This is a genomic window from Massilia sp. BAP21 (assembly GCF_057801335.1).
Genome location: NZ_CM173596.1, coordinates 2,438,530 through 2,455,576 on the forward strand (window position 1 = coordinate 2,438,530; position 17,047 = coordinate 2,455,576).

The 17,047-nt window shown below is 62.8% G+C and carries 16 protein-coding genes and 1 riboswitch; of the genes, 10 read left to right on the forward strand and 6 right to left on the reverse strand.

From position 1 onward, the window contains the following. Positions 1 to 37: 37 nt before the first annotated feature. Positions 38 to 1,393, forward strand: coding sequence for a TolC family outer membrane protein (locus ACWYRN_RS10740; protein ID WP_488692403.1), 1,356 nt, complete (start codon positions 38 to 40; stop codon positions 1,391 to 1,393). Between the two features lie 86 nt (positions 1,394 to 1,479). Here the strand turns inward: ACWYRN_RS10740 and ACWYRN_RS10745 are convergent, their stop codons facing one another. From ACWYRN_RS10745 to ACWYRN_RS10770, 6 genes are all read right to left on the reverse strand, one after another. Further along, positions 1,480 to 1,950, reverse strand: coding sequence for a hypothetical protein (locus ACWYRN_RS10745; RefSeq protein WP_488692404.1), 471 nt, complete (start codon positions 1,948 to 1,950; stop codon positions 1,480 to 1,482). A gap of 53 nt (positions 1,951 to 2,003) precedes the next feature. Beyond that, on the reverse strand, positions 2,004 to 2,732 hold the full coding sequence (locus ACWYRN_RS10750) for a hypothetical protein (protein ID WP_488692405.1): 729 nt from the start codon (positions 2,730 to 2,732) through the stop codon (positions 2,004 to 2,006). A 188-nt stretch (positions 2,733 to 2,920) separates the two neighbouring features. Beyond that, the gene (gene ribB, locus ACWYRN_RS10755; RefSeq protein WP_488692406.1) at positions 2,921 to 3,565 is read right to left on the reverse strand and encodes a 3,4-dihydroxy-2-butanone-4-phosphate synthase; all 645 of its coding nucleotides are present in this window, start codon (positions 3,563 to 3,565) and stop codon (positions 2,921 to 2,923) included. Between the two features lie 107 nt (positions 3,566 to 3,672). Further along, a riboswitch (FMN riboswitch) is annotated at positions 3,673 to 3,819 on the reverse strand. Between the two features lie 92 nt (positions 3,820 to 3,911). Then, positions 3,912 to 4,325 carry a lactoylglutathione lyase gene (gene gloA / locus ACWYRN_RS10760; protein ID WP_488692407.1) on the reverse strand — a complete coding sequence of 138 codons (414 nt, stop codon included), beginning with the start codon at positions 4,323 to 4,325 and terminating at the stop codon, positions 3,912 to 3,914. A 409-nt stretch (positions 4,326 to 4,734) separates the two neighbouring features. Further along, complete coding sequence (locus ACWYRN_RS10765; protein WP_229439148.1) at positions 4,735 to 5,166, reverse strand: OsmC family protein; 432 nt, start codon at positions 5,164 to 5,166, stop codon at positions 4,735 to 4,737. Between the two features lie 10 nt (positions 5,167 to 5,176). Continuing rightward, a complete protein-coding gene (locus ACWYRN_RS10770) occupies positions 5,177 to 5,488 on the reverse strand; it encodes a hypothetical protein (protein ID WP_229439149.1) in 312 nt (103 codons plus the stop codon). Between the two features lie 130 nt (positions 5,489 to 5,618). Here ACWYRN_RS10770 and ACWYRN_RS10775 point away from each other — a divergent pair, with 130 nt between their 5' ends. The 9 genes from ACWYRN_RS10775 (at position 5,619) to ACWYRN_RS10815 (ending at position 17,026) form a co-directional block, all read left to right on the forward strand. Next, on the forward strand, positions 5,619 to 6,584 hold the full coding sequence (locus ACWYRN_RS10775) for a DUF3667 domain-containing protein (RefSeq protein ID WP_488692409.1): 966 nt from the start codon (positions 5,619 to 5,621) through the stop codon (positions 6,582 to 6,584). Between the two features lie 126 nt (positions 6,585 to 6,710). Then, the gene (locus ACWYRN_RS10780; RefSeq protein WP_229439151.1) at positions 6,711 to 7,622 is read left to right on the forward strand and encodes an NAD kinase; all 912 of its coding nucleotides are present in this window, start codon (positions 6,711 to 6,713) and stop codon (positions 7,620 to 7,622) included. Between the two features lie 27 nt (positions 7,623 to 7,649). Next, positions 7,650 to 9,314, forward strand: a complete 1,665-nt coding sequence (gene recN / locus ACWYRN_RS10785) for a DNA repair protein RecN (protein WP_488692411.1) — start codon at positions 7,650 to 7,652, stop codon at positions 9,312 to 9,314. A gap of 158 nt (positions 9,315 to 9,472) precedes the next feature. Further along, positions 9,473 to 9,901 (forward strand): organic hydroperoxide resistance protein, encoded by a 429-nt coding sequence (locus tag ACWYRN_RS10790; RefSeq protein WP_229439154.1) that lies wholly within the window; start codon positions 9,473 to 9,475, stop codon positions 9,899 to 9,901. 199 nt (positions 9,902 to 10,100) lie between these two features. After that, entirely contained in the window at positions 10,101 to 11,204 is a 1,104-nt protein-coding gene (gene hemH, locus ACWYRN_RS10795; RefSeq protein ID WP_488692412.1) for a ferrochelatase, read from the forward strand. Positions 11,205 to 11,744: 540 nt separating this feature from the next. Beyond that, entirely contained in the window at positions 11,745 to 12,290 is a 546-nt protein-coding gene (grpE, locus tag ACWYRN_RS10800; protein WP_488692414.1) for a nucleotide exchange factor GrpE, read from the forward strand. Between the two features lie 104 nt (positions 12,291 to 12,394). Beyond that, complete coding sequence (gene dnaK, locus ACWYRN_RS10805) at positions 12,395 to 14,335, forward strand: molecular chaperone DnaK (protein WP_488692416.1); 1,941 nt, start codon at positions 12,395 to 12,397, stop codon at positions 14,333 to 14,335. A 100-nt stretch (positions 14,336 to 14,435) separates the two neighbouring features. Then, positions 14,436 to 15,563, forward strand: a complete 1,128-nt coding sequence (dnaJ, locus tag ACWYRN_RS10810; RefSeq protein ID WP_488692417.1) for a molecular chaperone DnaJ — start codon at positions 14,436 to 14,438, stop codon at positions 15,561 to 15,563. 482 nt (positions 15,564 to 16,045) lie between these two features. Beyond that, positions 16,046 to 17,026, forward strand: coding sequence for an IS110 family RNA-guided transposase (locus ACWYRN_RS10815; RefSeq protein ID WP_488688451.1), 981 nt, complete (start codon positions 16,046 to 16,048; stop codon positions 17,024 to 17,026). The last annotated feature ends 21 nt before the right edge of the window (positions 17,027 to 17,047 follow it).

A 17,047-nucleotide genomic window follows, 5' to 3' on the forward strand; every position in this document is an offset into this window, starting at 1 on the left:
GCTTTCCTAACTTTTGATGACTCCGACGGAGACCGCAATGCAGAAACCCCTCATCGCCATGCTGCTGGCCAGCGCGTTCGTGTCGTTCGATGCGAACGCGATCGACCTGATCCAGGTTTACCAGCAGGCCCTGGCCAACGATGCCGCCTACGCCAGCGCGCGCGCTTCGCTCGCCGCCGGCCGCGAACGGGTCACACAGGGGCGTGCGGGGTTGCTGCCGACGATCGCCGCATCGGGGTCTTACGCCAAGAACGACAACGATTTTTCGCCGTTCAACCAGGGCCAGACCGTCGTCATCGACGGCGTGCCGACCGTGGTCACCGGCAGCGGTTCCGACCTGCGCACCAACCAGTACGGCCTGTCGCTGACCCAGCCGCTGTTCCGCTGGGACCGCTGGCAGACTTACGAGCAAAGCAAACTTGCCCAGGCCATTGCCGAAGCCCAGTTTGCCCAGGCCCAGCAAGACCTGATCACGCGCGTGGCGCAAGCCTACTTCGACGTGCTGGCGGCGCAAGACACGCTGGAATCGACCCGCGCCCAGAAAAGCGCCGTGACCGAACAGCTGGCCTCGGCCAAGCGCAACTTCGAGGTCGGTACCCAGACCATCACCGACACCCACGAAGCGCAGGCCGCGTACGACCTGGTGGTGGCGCAGGAGTTTGCCGCCGTCAACGAGCTGGAAAACCGCCGCACCATGCTGCAAGTGATCATCGGCAAGGCGCCGGATGCGCTGGCCCCGCTGCAGGCTGGCGTCACGCTGACTTCGCCGCAGCCGGCCGTGGTCGACCCGTGGGTGAGTTCGGCCGAAACCCAGAACTATGGCGTTACCGCCTCGGAACTGGCACTCGAATCCGCCAAGCGCGACATCTCGCGCAACCGCGCCGGCCACCTGCCGACCCTCGACCTGGTGGCGAATACCGGCCGCACCAACGTCAGCGGCCGTACCCCCAGTTCCGGCGACGGCCGCAATAACTCGATCGGCGTGCAGTGGTCGGTGCCGATCTTCAGCGGCTACGCCGTTACCAGCCGCGTGCGCGAATCGATCGCGCTGGAAGACAGGGCCCGCAACGACCTCGAATCCACCCGCCGCAACGCGGCCCTGCAGGCACGCCAGGCTTTCCTGGGCGTGAACAGCGGCATGGCCCAGGTGAAGGCGCTGGAAGCGGCCGAGGTGTCGAGCCAGTCGGCGCTGGAATCGAACAAGCTGGGCTACCAGGTGGGCGTGCGCATCAACATCGACGTGCTCAATGCCCAGCGCCAGCTGTACTCGACCCGCACCGACCTGGCCCGCGCGCGCTACAACACGATCCTGAACGGCCTGCGCCTGAAGGCGGCGGCCGGTTCGCTGCGCGAGGCGGACCTGATCCCGGTGAACAATCTGCTGCAAAAATAAGCATGCATATAAAATTTGCATCCTGAGCTTCCGATGCAAATAAAAAACGGCGCCTGCGTGGCGCCGTTTTTACGTCCGCTTTGCCATCATTTACGCGGCCGCAGCAAGCCCAGGCCGGTACGGGTGCGCACCGCAATCGCGCCATCGTCGGCCACCGCCACCGCCTCCAGCAGCTCTATCCCCGCCGGCAAATCCTTCACCCGCGTGTTCAGGTCGACGGGGCCATAGTCCCGGCCCCAGGCGACGGCATGCTCGGAGCCGGATGGCCCATTCACCGCCTGGCCCACGATCAGGCCTGAGGCATTGATGGCGTTGGCATCGGAGAAGCGTCCGCCGTTCAGCGTGCCCAGGCCGCGCATGGCCGTGCCGTCGTGCACAAAGGCGACCTGGCCGCCATCCGGATAGTAGACGTAGCCGACCACGTGCCCGGCCTCGCTGATTGCACGCGGTTCCGAACCCAGGGCGCCGGGCAGCAGGCCGAGATCCTGGAGCACGCCGCCGCTGTAGCGGTAGGCGCGCAGGTGTTCATCGACCGGATCGCGGGTCGTGATGGCCACCTGGCCCGCCTCGTTGATGTCGTAGGCCTGCGAGAAAGTGCGACCGGGCGGATTCAGGTCCTGTACGGCGCCCCGGTGCGGGCGTCGTACAGGAAGGCGTGCAGCTCGTTGACGCCGGGAATGGTGGAGGTGCCGACCACCTGGCCGACCGAATTCACATCGAATGCTTCCGAGATCGCCCCGCCGAAGACGCCGAGGTCGCGCATCGTCTTGCCGTCGTAATAGAACGCGTGCCGCCCGCCCGAGGGCAGCGTGGACCAGCCGGCGACCTTGCCGCAGGTGCTGATGGCGACGCCCCATGATTCCGTACCGCCCAGCGTACCAAGGTCGCGCAGGGTGCCGTCATAGAAGAAGGCATGCGGAATGCCGGCTGCCGTCTGTCCCCAGCCGGCCACCTGGCCGCAGCGGTTGACGGCAAAGGCGCGCGCGTTCGGCCCGCCAAAGCTGCCGAGGTCGATGTTGGTCTTGCCGTTGTACAGGAAGGCGCGGTTGATGCCAGCCGCGTCCAGCGAGGTGCCGGCGACCAGTCCGCCGTTGGCGATGCCTTGGCGCAGGACCCGCCCGGCCGTGATGCCGGGCAGGCCGATTTCGGTGAAGTCGTAGAGCGGACCCTGGCTGACTGGCGGTGACGGTGGGACGGGCGGCACCGGGCGTGGAGGATGGCTGTGGCCGCCACCGCATGCCGTCAACGCGGCGCAGAACAGGGCGCCCAGCGCCAGGGCCGCGCCCGGCATCGTTTTGCGGGGTGGATGGGATAGCTTGAACAAGCGGAAACCGGACATGGCGCGCCTCCATTGACGAGTTGAAGCTTCAGTCTAGGTCGGGCTCGCTCGATTCGTTCACGTATTGAAGAGCTGGCTTGGCTTCGGTCAAAGTGGCCGTTGACGCGATGCAATGATGGCTCGTAAAAGCTTCCGCAAAGAAAAACGGCGCCGCAGCGCCGTTCGTCATGCCCGGCTGATTGCCGGGTTCAGGCCTGCCTTTTGCGCCACTCGATCATCTCGGCAATCGTCAGGATCGGGAAGCCGCGTTCCTCGGCGAAGCGCTCGATGGCTTCGCCGCGCATCATGGTGCCGTCCGGGTTCATCAATTCGCACAGCACGGCCGACGGCTGCAGGCCGGCCATGATGGACAAATCGACCGAGCCTTCGGTATGGCCGGCGCGCGACAGCACGCCGCCCGGGGTGGCGCGCAGCGGGAACACGTGGCCCGGGCGGACCAGGTCGTCCGGTTTCGCATCGGCAGCGATGGCGGCGCGGATGGTGGTGACGCGGTCGGCCGCCGAGACGCCGGTGGTCACGCCATGGCGCGCCTCGATCGACACCGTGAACGGCGTGCCGTAGCGGCTGCCGTTCTCGATGGCCATCGGCGGCAGCTCCAGCTCGCGCACGCGCTCGGCCGACAGGCACAGGCAGACAATGCCGCTGCATTCGCGGATCATCAGGGCCATGGTTTCGACGGTCAGCTTTTCGGCGGCAACGATGAGGTCGGCCTCGTTTTCGCGGTCGAAATCGTCGAGCAGGATGACGGGGATACCGGCACGGGTGGCAGCCAGCGCCGCGGCGATGCGGCCTTCCAGGTCGGTGCTGTGAAGGGAGTAGGTATTGACTAACATGTGAGACGCTCCTCGCGTAAAGTTGGCGAAAAACGCATCAGGGCAAGCGAATTGACACACCTCGCCCGCGCGCCGCAGGGACGAGCAAAGGCAAGGCGCATTGCAGCGCACATCTTCTTTCATCCGGACTATGACCGTCGGCCCTGGAGTCGCACCAGATCTGCTGACCCTGCTCGTTAAAGCAGGCGCTCGCGGGCTTGGCCATGGCTGGCCTTACCGCCGGTGGGGATTTCCACCCCGCCCCGAAGACGTATTGTTGCCTGTGGAAACAGGCACAGGAATTTTAACAGCAAGCATGCAACCCTGCCGGGCAGGGCCGATTCTTGCCGTAACTGGCGCGCTTGCCTTAGTTGCTCAGGCCGCCGCCGCCTTCGTTGTCCTTGCGCTGGATGAACTCGATCTTGTAGCCGTCCGGATCGGTAACGAAGGCAATCACGGTCGAGCCGCCCTTGACCGGGCCCGGTTCGCGCGTGATGTTGCCGCCGGCGGCACGCACCGCGTCGCAGGTGGCGTAGATATCCTCGGCCGAGATGGCGATGTGGCCGTAGGCCGTGCCCATGTCGTAGCTGTCGGTGCCGTAGTTGTAGGTCAGCTCGAGCTCGGCGTGGTCGGGGTTGCTGCCGTAGCCGAGGAAGGCCAGTTTGTACTGGTACTCGGGATTGTCGCTGGTGCGCAGCAGTTTCATGCCGAGCACGGTGGTGTAGAAATCGATCGAGCGTTGCAGGTCGCCGACGCGGAGCATGGTGTGCAGGATGCGCATGGGGTGGTGTCCTTCTGGGAAACGGAAAACAGCAATTTTATGCGTTCGGGGCGAACCTTGCCGGAGGCGGGTGTGACGGAAGTTGCAATGGCCGTTGCGTGATGCTCCAGCGGCGTCATTCCATCGCTGCATTAATCGTACGGTGGGCACTCCGTGCCCACGCGGTACGTGCGTTTGCTTACACCTGCGGCCGTGACTATTCGCTCGTACCATTTCCGATGACAAGGAACCGAGGCATAGCGGCTTTCGGATACGTCACGAGCGATCGGTCACGGCCATGGGGGCAAGGAAGCGTGCGTAACCGCGTGGGCACTTCGTCATTGATGCCCCCAGCATCAATGACCCCACCGTACGGTCAGCGCCGCGGGTGACAGGCAGCGCCGACCGTTCATCCAATTACGAAAACGAATCAGTTTTCCAGCCGCGAAGCCAGCGTGATCTCGGCATTGAGCAGCTTCGACACCGGGCAGTTTTCCTTGGCGGTGGTCGCCGCCTTGTCGAACGCTTCCTGGCTAGCGCCCGGAATCTTCGCGACCAGGTCCAGGTGCACGGCGGTGATCTTGAAGCCGCCTTCCACCTTTTCCATCGACACGGTGGCCGTGGTGCGCAGTTCCTCGGCCGTCAGCCCGGCCTGGCCGAGCTGGCCCGACAGCGCCATCGTGAAGCAGCCGGCATGGGCCGCGCCGATCAGTTCTTCCGGGTTGGTGCCGGGGCCGTCCTCGAAGCGGGTGTTGAAACCGTACTGCGAATCCTTCAGCACGCCGCTGCCGGTGGACACGGCGCCCTTGCCGTCCTTCAGGCCGCCGCTCCAGACGGCGCTGCCATTGCGTTTGATGGTCATGTGTTCTCCTTTATCGGTTCTTGCCCGGCACGGGCTCGACGGAATCGTGGTCGCGCATCGAGCGATGGCGGTCGGGTTGCGGGTTGGCCTGGCCGGTGGCGTCGGCGTCGGGTTCGACCGCAACGCTGATGCCAGGGGTGTTGCGGGCATCGGTGTCGACTAGGCCCTGGGCCAGGTCTTCGGCGGCCTGCTTGATGATGCCGCGCGGCTCGGTGTCCTGGCCGTCGGGCGACTCGTCGCGCTCGTGCGGCTCGCGCTTGACGCCGTCGTTTTCGATCTTCGCATCGGTGTTCACGAAGCGGTCTTTGGTTTCGGTAACCATGGGTATTCTCCTGTTGCTGACTCTTGCATGAATCCTAACGCGTCGGGCGAGCGTCAGTCGCGCAATTGAATGCGCGTTTTATGATGCTTTTTTGCAATTAACTGGATAACATGAACACTTCGCCATCATTGTGCTCGCCCGTTCCGTGAATTCCGACGCCCACCTGCACCACAGCGCCACCCATTGCCCGAATTGCGGCACCTCCCTCGGCGGCAATTTCTGCCAGGAGTGTGGCCAGGCCGCCGTCCTGCACGTGCCGAGCGCGCGCGAATTCCTGCACGAGTTCGTCGCCCATTACGTGGCGCTGGAAGGCAAGCTGTGGCAATCGGTCAAGCTGCTGCTGTTCAAGCCGGGCCAATTGACGCGCGAATACATCGAAGGCCGCCGCGTGCGCTACGTCGAGCCGCTGCGCCTGTACCTGACGTTCAGCATCATTTTCTTTGCGCTGTTCAAATTCAGCGGCATCAATATCGGCGCCCAGGAAAGGGAGGCGGAAGCGTCGCAGCCGAAGGCATCTGTCGTGCAGCCGGCGCCGGCGGGGCAGGGCAAGGCTGCCGTCGCGCCGCCCGCCGCCAGGCCCGCAGACAAGAAAACCAAGCAACCCGCCCTGATCGAGATCGAGGACGACGACGAAGACCTGCGCAAGCTGGCGGCGAATGTGTCTCCATCCCTGGGCGCAAAGATCGAACATTTCGGCAAGCTGCCGAACGAGGTCCGCAACGAAGCCCTGAAGCGCGCCTTCTTCAGCTACGCTCCGTATGCCATCTTCCTCTTGATGCCGGTGTTCGCCGCCTTCCTGAAACTGTTGTATCTCGGCTCCGGGCGCCGCTATGGCGAACACGTGCTGTTCGCGCTGCACACGAATGCCTTTGCCTTCCTTTGCCTGAGCCTGCTCATGGTCATACCGGACTTCATCCCGCTGGTCGGCAAGGCACTCGGGCTCTGGCTGGTGTTCTATTTACCGACCGCCATGCGCAAGGTGTATGGCGGCAGCCGCACCCTCACGGCGCTGCGCTGGATGGTCCTGATGACGGCGCATATCGTGAGCATCATGCTGGCGGCCGTGTTCGCGGCAGCGATGGGTATGATGGGCTGAACTTGCAGTTACCGCACCCGCCCATCTATACTGTGATTTTGTACAGTATTCGATGCGCGGCCAAGTGGCAGGCGCTGGGATTATCGGTTAATCTCAGCGTGTTCGCCTTCTACTGCCGAGAGACCCATGCCCCCTGAGCAAGAAACAAATCAAGCGCAACAACTCATCGCGCTCGTGGTGCGGCAAAACACGGCCGGCATCGAAGAACCCGTCGAACGCATCCTCGCCTTCTTGCAGGAGGCCGGCTACCGCGTGGTGTTCGAGGCCGATACCGCGGCTTACCTGGCCATGCCGGCCATCGAGGCGATGGACGTGAACGCCATCGGCGAGCAGGCCGACCTCGTGATCGTGATGGGCGGCGACGGCACCATGCTTGGCATCGCGCGCCAGCTGGCCAAGTACGACGTTGCCCTCATCGGCATCAACCTCGGCCGCCTCGGCTTCATCACCGACATTCCGGTCGAGCGCATGCTGCCGGCGCTCGGCGAAATCCTGCAGGGCAAGGCCACCGCTGAGAAGCGCAGCCTGCTCGAGGGGCGCGTGATGCGCGACGGGCAAATGATGTTTTGCGGCGTGGCCGTGAACGACGTGGTGGTGGCGCGCGGCAGCGGCGCCGGCATGGCCGAGCTGCGCGTGACGGTCGACGGCCAGTTCATGTACAACCAGCGTTCGGACGGCCTGATCGTCTCCACGCCCACCGGTTCCACGGCGTATGCGCTGTCGGCCGGCGGTCCGCTGCTGCACCCCAGCCTGCAAGGCATCGTGCTGGTGCCGATCGCGCCGCACGCGCTGTCGAACCGGCCGATCGCCGTGCCCGACACCAGCGAGATCGTGGTCACCATCGTCAGTGGCCGCGACATCTCCGTGAACTTCGACATGCAGACCTTCGCCAGCCTGCAGCACGGCGACGAAATCGTCATCTCGCGCTCGCCGAACACCATCACCTTCCTGCACCCGGAAGGCTGGAGCTATTACAACACCCTGCGCGAAAAGCTGCACTGGCACGAATACCCGTCCTACGACGGCAAACTCAAGTAAAAGAACCGACAGGAGACCTGTTTCTTCATGCTGCGCACACTGACCATCCGCGACTTCGTCATCGTCGACGCGATCGAACTCGAATTTGCCAACGGCTTTTCGGTCTTCACCGGCGAAACCGGGGCCGGCAAGTCGATCCTGATCGACGCGCTGCAACTGGCGCTCGGCGGCCGTGGCGAAGCGAGCATGGTGCGCGAGGGCGCGGCCAGGGCCGACATCACGGCCGACTTCGCCCTCACCACGCAGGCCGCAAGCTGGCTCGAGCAGCACGAGTTCGCCAGCGAAGAGGGCGGGGCACTGCTGCGCCGCGTGATCGACAACGCCGGCCGCTCGAAGGCCTACATCAACGGCATCGCCGCCACCGCCGGCCAGCTGCGCGAACTGGGCGACATGCTGGTCGACATCCACGGCCAGCACGCGCACCAGAGCCTGTTGAAGTCCGACGCCCAGCGCGCTTTATTGGATAACCAGATCGCCGTGCGCGACCCCGCCGCAGTGGCCGAGGCCCAGGAAGTGGCGAGCGCCTGGCGTGCCTGGCGTGCGCTGTCGCGCCAGCGCGAGGAATACGAAACGAATGCCAAGAACGTGCTGCTCGAACGCGAGCGCCTCGAATGGCAGGTGAGCGAACTCGACAAGCTGTCGCCGAAGCCGGGCGAGTGGACCGAGATCACCAACGAACACAGCCGCCTGTCGCACGCCGCCAGCCTGCTCGACGGCGCGCAGGAAGCGCTGGCCGCGATCTCGGAATCGGACCACCCGATCCTGTCGCAGCTGTCCTCGCTGAACACCAAGCTGGGCAAACTCGTCGATGTCGATGCCGAACTGCAGGCCGTGCTCGACTGCATGGAACCGGCGCGCATCCAGCTGCAGGAAGCGGTGTATGCGCTGAACAACTACATCGACAAGGTCGAGCTCGACCCGGCCCGCCTGCGCGAAGTCGACGCCCGCATGGACGCCCTGCACAGCGCCGCACGCAAGTACCACGTCACGCCGGAAGAACTGCCCGAGGAACACGCGGCGCTCGCCGCCAAGCTGCGCCAGCTGGCCGACGCCACCGACATCGATGGCTTGAAGCGCCAGGAAGAAAAAGCTGAAAGCGCCTACAGGAAGGTAGCGAACCGCTTGTCGGCGCGGCGCGTGACGACCGCGAAAGCCCTGAGCGAACAGGTGACGCTCGCGATGCAGGAACTGAGCATGGGCGGTGGGCGTTTTGCCGTGGCGCTGAACCCGTCGGAACCGGGCGCGCATGGCCTGGAGCAGGTGGAATTCCTGGTGGCCGGCCACGCCGGTGTGGCGCCGCGGCCGCTGGCGAAAGTCGCCTCGGGCGGCGAACTGGCGCGTATCTCGTTGGCCATTTCCGTCATCACCTCGAATGCGACCGTGACGCCGACCCTGATCTTCGACGAGGTCGACAGCGGCATCGGCGGCGGCGTGGCGGAAGTGGTGGGGCGCCTGCTCAAGCGCCTCGGCCAGCAACGCCAAGTGCTGTGCGTGACCCACTTGCCGCAGGTGGCAAGCCAGGCCAACCAGCACTTCCAGGTGGCCAAGGGCACGACCGGCGAAGGGCGCACGGTCTCGCGCATCGAGGTGCTGAACAACCGGGCGCGCGTGGAGGAAGTGGCGCGCATGCTGGGCGGGATCGAGATTACCGAGACCACGCGCAAGCATGCGCGGGAGTTGCTGGCGTCCTGACCTGGCGGAGGCATTTTCACAGGTATCACCGGTACCATCGCTGGTACACCTTTCGCACCAGATCATGCTTCGCAGACCTGTGGCAGCGCTTCTACCGGGCGCTGTCCACTTCACCCATCTGCCACAATCTGCCCTCCCAACCACACACGGAGGATCGCATGAGCATCGACAAAGTCCTGTACCGCGCCAAGGCCACCTCGCAGGGCGGCCGCGAAGGCACCTCGCGCAGCGACAACGGCGTGCTGGACGTGAAGCTGACCACGCCGAAGGAACTGGGCGGCAACGGCGCCACCGGCACCAACCCGGAGCAACTGTTCGCTGCCGGCTACTCGGCCTGCTTCCTCGGCGCGCTGAAATTCGTCGCCGGCCAGGCGAAAGTGAAACTGCCGGAAGACCTGACCGTGACCGGCGAAGTCGGCATCGGCCAGATTCCGACCGGCTTCGGCATCGAAGCGGACCTGACGATCCACGGCCCCGGCATGGAGCAGGGACAGCTGCAGGAACTGGTCGACAAGGCCCACATCGTTTGCCCGTATTCGAACGCGACGCGCAACAACATCGATGTGCGCCTGCACGTGACGACCTGAGCGTCATCAAGTGGCGCTAGCGTCTGTTCGCCAGCACCCCAGCACGAAAGCGCCACCCTCCTGCGGTGGCGTTGTCGTTTCCATTGACCGCGCCTATCGGTTCGATCAACTGTTGGGCTATCGCCGCAATCAGGAATATCTTCTCGAAAGCGGGACGGCACCCACCTATAATGGAGCACCACGCGTTTCCGTCTCCCTTATGCCCTTTCGAAAAGAACCACCCCACACCCACGGCAGCATTGCCCAAAGCGCCATCGTCCTCGTCAACCTCGGCACGCCGGACGCACCCACCCGGTCCGCGGTCAAGCGCTACCTGAAGCAATTTTTATCGGACCCGCGCGTGGTCGAGATCCCGCGCCTGGTGTGGTCGTTCATCCTCAACCTGATCATCCTGCCGTTCCGATCGGGCGCCTCGGCCAAGAAATACGGAATGATCTGGACGAAAGACGGTTCACCGCTGAAGGTGCACACCCAGAAGCAGGCGCAACTGTTGGAGGCCGCGCTCGAGCAGCGCGGCCACGAAGGCGTGCAGGTGCGCATGGCGATGCGCTACGGCTCGCCTTCGCTGCCGGAAGTGCTGGATCAACTGAAGCTGGATGGCTGCGACCGCATCGCGGTGCTGCCGGCCTACCCGCAGTATTCCGGCACCACGACCGCCTCGATCTGGGATGCGGTGTTTGCCCACTATAAAAACGTGCGGAATATCCCCGAACTGCGCCTGGTAAAGCATTACCACGATCACGACGGCTACATCGACGCCCTGCACGACACCGTGCTGGCCTACTGGGACGCGCACGGCCGCGGCCAGAAGCTGGTGATGAGTTTCCACGGCGTGCCGAAGCGCACGCTGGAACTGGGCGACCCGTATTACTGCGAGTGCCAGAAGACCGCGCGCCTGCTGGCCGCACGCCTGCGCCTGGCGCCGGACGAGTATGTCGTGACCTTCCAGTCGCGCTTCGGCAAGGCCGAGTGGCTGCAGCCCTACACGGCGCCGACCGTGGCCGAGCTGGCGCGCCAGGGCGTCGAGCGTGTCGACGTCATCTGTCCAGGCTTTACCAGCGACTGCCTGGAAACGCTGGAAGAAATCTCGATGGAAGTGAAGCACGACTTCGAGGCGGCTGGCGGCAAGGAGTTCCACTACATCCCCTGCCTGAACGAGGCGCCGACCTGGATCGTGGGCATGGCCGAGATCGCCGAGCAGCATTTGATCGGCTGGCCGACCATGATGAGTCCGTCGCAGCGCGAGGCCGAGCGGCGCGATGCGGAGATGGCGCGCGAGCACGCGTTGCGTTTGGGCGCGTAACCCATCAGGGGCGGCACGGTTGCGTTTTATCCAGCAATAGCGATCGACGCGTGGACGGGGAGCCCGTCCACCCTACCTGTATCCGCAAATCTGTAGGGTGGACGGGTCACCCGTCCACGCGTTCAACGTTCGCCGGCACGCCGTATCCAATCCCGGCCATTTCCGGCCATTTGTTCCAACCTGCTAAAATGGCACGTTTTTGTGGCGTGGTTTACACCCCGGCGTAGCAAATGCACGCCGTTGCAAGGGCGGTGTAGACCACGACGGCGCTGCTGATCAAGTGCAATCTCATGCTGCTCTCCCACGTTGGGTTCTTGTTCTGTTCACGCATCGAATGCGTGTTAAGGAGCATGTTAGAACCTTGAACGCGGGAAAGAATCACCTCATCGGTAACTGTTGTAACAAATGTTGTCAGTCATTCTGCTAACAGAGTCGCAATATCCCTTGAAATTGTAGGAGATCGCCCCATATGCGGCGCTGTACGACAAGCAGCACTTGTCCAACCATTCAGCCAAGTCCTTGATTTCAGGAGTTTTTTCGATGCATGACCAAGAAAATCCAGAGGTGAATACCCAGCCGGAGGCCGAGGCCGCACCTGCCGCGGACACCACCGCAGCGAAAAGCGAACCGACCCTCGAAGAGCAACTGAGCGCGACCGAAGCCAAGCTGGCTGAAATGCACGATGCATTCATGCGCGCCAAGGCCGACGGTGAAAACATCCGCCGCCGCGCCCAGGAAGATGTCAGCAAGGCCCACAAGTTCGCCATCGAAAGCTTCGCCGAGGCCATGGTGCCGGTGCGCGACAGCCTGGAAATGGCCCTGAAGGTCGAAACGCAGACCGTCGAAGCCATGCGCGAAGGTGTGGAAATGACCCTCAAGCAGTTGACCGCCGCGTTCGAAAAGAACCGCCTGGTCGAAGTGATGCCGGCGCAGGGCGAAAAGCTCGACCCGAACAAGCACCAGGCCGTGGCCGTGGTGCCGGCCGAGCAGGAAGCAAATACCGTCGTGACGGTTCTGCAAAAGGGCTACATGATCGCCGACCGCCTGCTGCGTCCGGCCATCGTCACTGCAGCACAAGCGAAGTAAGAAGAAAAAGTATTGTGCTGCTTGGCAAGAGGCCTTGAAAGCAGTCAGGTATTTCCCCATATCCGAAGCATTAAAACATTTCAGCATTCAAAGGAAAATAAATCATGGGCAAAATTATCGGTATCGACCTGGGGACCACCAACTCCTGCGTCGCGATCATGGAAAACGGCCAGCCTAAGGTGATCGAGAACGCCGAAGGCGCGCGCACCACGCCGTCGATCATCGCTTACCAGGAAGACGGCGAGATCCTCGTCGGCGCACCTGCCAAGCGCCAGGCTGTCACCAACCCGAAGAACACCCTGTTCGCGGTGAAGCGCCTGATCGGCCGTAAATTCGACGAGAAAGAAGTCCAGAAGGACATCTCGCTGATGCCTTACCAGATCAGCAAGGCCGACAACGGCGATGCATGGGTCGGCGTGCGCGACAAGAAACTGGCGCCACCACAGATTTCCGCTGAAGTCCTGCGCAAGATGAAGAAGACCGCCGAAGACTACCTCGGCGAAGAAGTCACCGAAGCCGTCATCACCGTGCCGGCCTACTTCAACGACTCGCAGCGCCAGGCAACCAAGGACGCCGGCCGCATCGCTGGCCTGGACGTCAAGCGCATCATCAACGAGCCGACCGCTGCCGCACTGGCATTCGGCCTGGACAAGACCGACAAGGGCGACCGCAAGATCGCCGTGTATGACCTCGGCGGCGGCACCTTCGACGTGTCGATCATCGAGATCGCGGACGTGGACGGCGAGAAGCAGTTCGAAGTGCTGTCGACCAACGGCGACACCTTCCTGGGCGGCGAAGACTTCGACCAGCGCGTGATCGACTACATCATCGACGAGTTCAAGAAGATCAACGGCCTCGACCTGTCGAAAGACCCGATCGCCCTGCAGCGCATCAAGGCCTCGGCCGAGCGCGCGAAGATCGAGCTGTCGTCGTCGGCACAGACCGAGATCAACGAGCCGTACATCGCCATGGCGAACGGCGCGCCGGTCCACCTGAACCTGAAGATCACCCGCGCCAAGCTGGAGTCGCTGGTCGAGGAACTGATCGCCAAGACCATCGAGCCATGCCGCACCGCCATCAAGGATGCCGGCGTCAAGGTTTCGGACATCGACGACATCATCCTGGTCGGCGGCATGACCCGTATGCCGAAGGTCATGGAAAAGGTCAAGGAGTTCTTCGGCAAGGAGCCACGCCGTGACGTGAACCCGGACGAAGCCGTCGCCGTTGGCGCCGCTATTCAAGGTTCGGTCCTGTCGGGCGAGCGCAAGGACTTGCTGCTGCTGGACGTGACCCCGCTGTCGCTGGGTATCGAAACCCTGGGCGGCGTGATGACCAAGATGATCCACAAGAACACCACGATCCCGACCAAGTTCTCGCAGGTGTTCTCGACCGCCGACGACAACCAGCCGGCCGTGACCATCAAGGTCTACCAGGGTGAGCGCGAGATCGCTGCAGGTAATAAAGGTCTGGGCGAGTTCAACCTCGAAGGCATCCCGCCGGCACCACGCGGCACCCCGCAGATCGAAGTGACCTTCGACATCGACGCCAACGGCATCCTGCACGTCGGCGCGAAAGACAAGGCCACCGGCAAGGAAAACAAGATCACCATCAAGGCGAACTCCGGTCTGACCGAAGAGGAAATCCAGAAGATGGTGAAGGACGCCGAGCTGAACGCCGAGGAAGACAAGAAGGTCAAGGAACTGGCCGAGTCGCGCAACCAGGCCGACGCCCTGGTGCACTCGACCCGCAAGTCGCTGACCGAATACGGCGACAAGCTGGAAGCCGGCGAGAAGGAAAAGATCGAAGCGGCGATCACCGACCTGGAAGGTTCGATCAAGTCGGGCGACAAGGCTGACATCGAAGCCAAGACGGCCGCTCTGTCGACCGCTGCCCAGAAGCTCGGCGAAAAGATGTACGCCGACATGCAGGCGCAGCAGGCTGGCGGTGCTGAAGGCGGCGCAGGCGCGGCCGGTGGCGCCGACGCATCGGCCAAGGCCGACGACGTGGTCGATGCCGACTTCAAGGAAGTGAAAGACGCGAAGTAATCCTTAGCGCGTAACGAACCGAGCCGACGTAGCCCCCGGGTGCGCGGCTCGGTTTTTTTGCTCAAACAGTTTCGATTAGTAGACAACAGCAAGGTGCCAAATGGCAAAGCGTGATTTTTACGAGATCCTTGGGGTCGCAAAGGGTGCTTCGGAAGAAGAGATCAAGAAGTCGTATCGCAAGCTGGCGATGAAGTACCACCCTGACCGCAATCCCGACAACAAGGAAGCGGAAGAGAAGTTCAAGGAGGTCAAGGAAGCCTACGAGATGCTGACCAATCCGGAGAAGCGCGAGGCCTACGACCGTTACGGTCATGCCGGCGTCGACCCGAACATGGGCGGCGGGGGCTTTGGCGGCGGCGCGGGCGGTTTCGGCGATGCCTTCGGCGACATCTTTGGCGACATCTTCGGCGGCGGCGGACGCGGCCGCAGCTCGGGCCCGCAGGTGTACCGCGGCGCCGACCTGCGCTACAACCTCGAGATCACGCTGGAACAGGCGGCCAACGGCTTCGACACCACCATCCGCGTGCCGAGCTGGGACAAGTGCGACACCTGCCACGGCAGCGGCGCCAAGCCAGGCACCCAGCCGGTCACCTGCACGACCTGCCACGGCCACGGCCAGGTACGCATGCAGCAGGGCTTCTTCAGCATCCAGCAAACCTGCCCGAAGTGCCACGGCAGCGGCAAGATGATTCCGGAACCCTGCCCATCGTGCTCGGGCGCCGGCCGCATCAAGCGCAACAAGACGCTGGAAGTGAAGATCCCGGCCGGTATCGACAACGGCATGCGCATCCGCTCGACCGGCAACGGCGAGCCGGGCACGAACGGCGGTCCGTCGGGCGACTTGTACGTGGAAATCCACATCAAGCCGCACGCGGTGTTCCAGCGCGAAGGCGACGACCTGCACTGCGAGATGCCGATTTCGTTCTCGAAGGCGGCCTTGGGTGGCGAGATCGAAGTGCCGACCCTGTCGGGCAAGGTGTCGTTCACGGTGCCTGAAGGTACCCAGACCGGCAAGACCTTCCGCTTGAAAGGCAAGGGCATCAAGGGCGTGCGCTCGGGTTACCACGGCGACCTGTTCTGCCATGTCATCGTCGAGACGCCGGTGAAGCTGACCGACAAGCAGAAAGACCTGCTGCGCGAATTCGAGCGCATGACGGTCGAGGGCGGTTCCAAGCACAGCCCGCAGAGCAAGGGCTGGATGGATAAAGTAAAAGACTTCTTCGAATAAGAAGTTGAAATGAACCGCCGGAAGACGCGAGTCCCCGGCGGTTTTTTTTCGATGAATGAACGCTGCGTCGTTTGCGGCCGGGCTGTTGAATATCGTACGGTGGGCACTCCGTGCCCACGCGGAACGACGAACATGGTTGGCCGGGTTCACCCGCTACCATACGATGGTCGAAACGCGTCCAAATGATCATCTCGAAACGCTAACCATGGGCCGCCAGCGCGCTTCGAAAATCTGCCATCACCACGCACGCTTTCGCGTGGGCACGGAGTGCCCACCCTTGTATCTTGACCGAGTTGGTGGTTAGCTACTGCCAGCAGAGGTGAAGACCAGCTTGGGCCCACCCTTAAGGCTCGACCTTGGAAGGTAGATCAAGCCCTTCACCTCGTTCCCACACCATGCCAAACACTGGACGGTAGCCAAGGGCAATGACCCTGTATGCACAAGGAGAGTGGGTGTGTTGATCGAGGACGCAAGGAGAATTTATGTTTTATCTAGGTGTAGACGTTGCCAAGAAAAACCTTGACTGCATGCTGCTCGATAGCGAGACCGGCAAGCTCAAGTCGAAGAGTAATATTCCAAATACAGCTGCTGGCTTTGTGGAGTTGCTTGACTGGCTGAACGAAAAGAAGGCGTCCAATCCACACGTGGTGATGGAGCCGACAGGGATGTATCACGAAGCCGCTGCATTGGCCCTGGCCGATGCTGGACTGGTCGTATCGCTGGTTAATCCAGCTCAGCTGCGCGCTTTCGCGCAAGGACTGGGGGTGAAGAACAAGACCGATAAGCAAGACAGTGCGGTGCTGGCTCGCTTCGGCATGGCCCAAAATCCTGCACCATGGCAGCCACCATCGCCGTCAGCACGTCACCTCAAAGCCCTGCTGGCGCGCCGTGATGCAGTCGCCGACGATCTACAGCGCGAACGCAATCGCAAGGAAGCAAACGACTTTAGCTCGGTACCAGAAGCTGTAAGCGCCTCTATTGCAGAATCAATCGCTTTTCTGCAGGCCGAACTGAAGCGGTTGGAAAAGATGATTGCCAAGCACATCAATGACGACCCGGACCTGCGCAACAAGAAAGAACTACTCGAAACGATACCTGGTGTCGGTCCTCGTGTTTCGACCCATATGACGACGTTATTTGCTGGTCGAACGTTTGAGAGCGCCGAGCAGCTGGCAGCCTATCTGGGGCTCGTGCCAGTTGTATGGGAGTCAGGATCTTCGGTACGTGGCCGGCCGCATATGTCGAAAGCCGGCCCTGCTTACTTACGCAAAGTGCTGTACATGCCTGCCGTCGTGGCAACACGCTGTAATCCGCATATTAAGGCGCTGAATGAGCGACTGCTCGCCAAAGGTAAAACCGCGATGGCCGCAATTGGAGCCGCTATGCGCAAGCTGGCACACCTGTGTTTTGGTGTCATCCACTCCGGCAAGCCCTACGACCCAAAATTTGCATGTAGGGCTTGACGGGTAAGACGGTATCTACGG

Bases quoted from the DNA above. Each gene is read 5' to 3' on its own strand.
- ACWYRN_RS10740 (WP_488692403.1), top strand. From the start codon at position 38: ATGCAGAAACCCCTCATCGCCATGCTGCTGGCCAGCGCGTTCGTGTCG.
- ACWYRN_RS10750 (WP_488692405.1), bottom strand. From the start codon at position 2,732: ATGTCCGGTTTCCGCTTGTTCAAGCTATCCCATCCACCCCGCAAAACG.
- ribB (WP_488692406.1), bottom strand. From the start codon at position 3,565: ATGTTAGTCAATACCTACTCCCTTCACAGCACCGACCTGGAAGGCCGC.
- gloA (WP_488692407.1), bottom strand. From the start codon at position 4,325: ATGCGCATCCTGCACACCATGCTCCGCGTCGGCGACCTGCAACGCTCG.
- ACWYRN_RS10765 (WP_229439148.1), bottom strand. From the start codon at position 5,166: ATGACCATCAAACGCAATGGCAGCGCCGTCTGGAGCGGCGGCCTGAAG.
- ACWYRN_RS10770 (WP_229439149.1), bottom strand. From the start codon at position 5,488: ATGGTTACCGAAACCAAAGACCGCTTCGTGAACACCGATGCGAAGATC.
- ACWYRN_RS10780 (WP_229439151.1), top strand. From the start codon at position 6,711: ATGCCCCCTGAGCAAGAAACAAATCAAGCGCAACAACTCATCGCGCTC.
- recN (WP_488692411.1), top strand. From the start codon at position 7,650: ATGCTGCGCACACTGACCATCCGCGACTTCGTCATCGTCGACGCGATC.
- ACWYRN_RS10790 (WP_229439154.1), top strand. From the start codon at position 9,473: ATGAGCATCGACAAAGTCCTGTACCGCGCCAAGGCCACCTCGCAGGGC.
- hemH (WP_488692412.1), top strand. From the start codon at position 10,101: ATGCCCTTTCGAAAAGAACCACCCCACACCCACGGCAGCATTGCCCAA.
- grpE (WP_488692414.1), top strand. From the start codon at position 11,745: ATGCATGACCAAGAAAATCCAGAGGTGAATACCCAGCCGGAGGCCGAG.
- dnaK (WP_488692416.1), top strand. From the start codon at position 12,395: ATGGGCAAAATTATCGGTATCGACCTGGGGACCACCAACTCCTGCGTC.
- dnaJ (WP_488692417.1), top strand. From the start codon at position 14,436: ATGGCAAAGCGTGATTTTTACGAGATCCTTGGGGTCGCAAAGGGTGCT.
- ACWYRN_RS10815 (WP_488688451.1), top strand. From the start codon at position 16,046: ATGTTTTATCTAGGTGTAGACGTTGCCAAGAAAAACCTTGACTGCATG.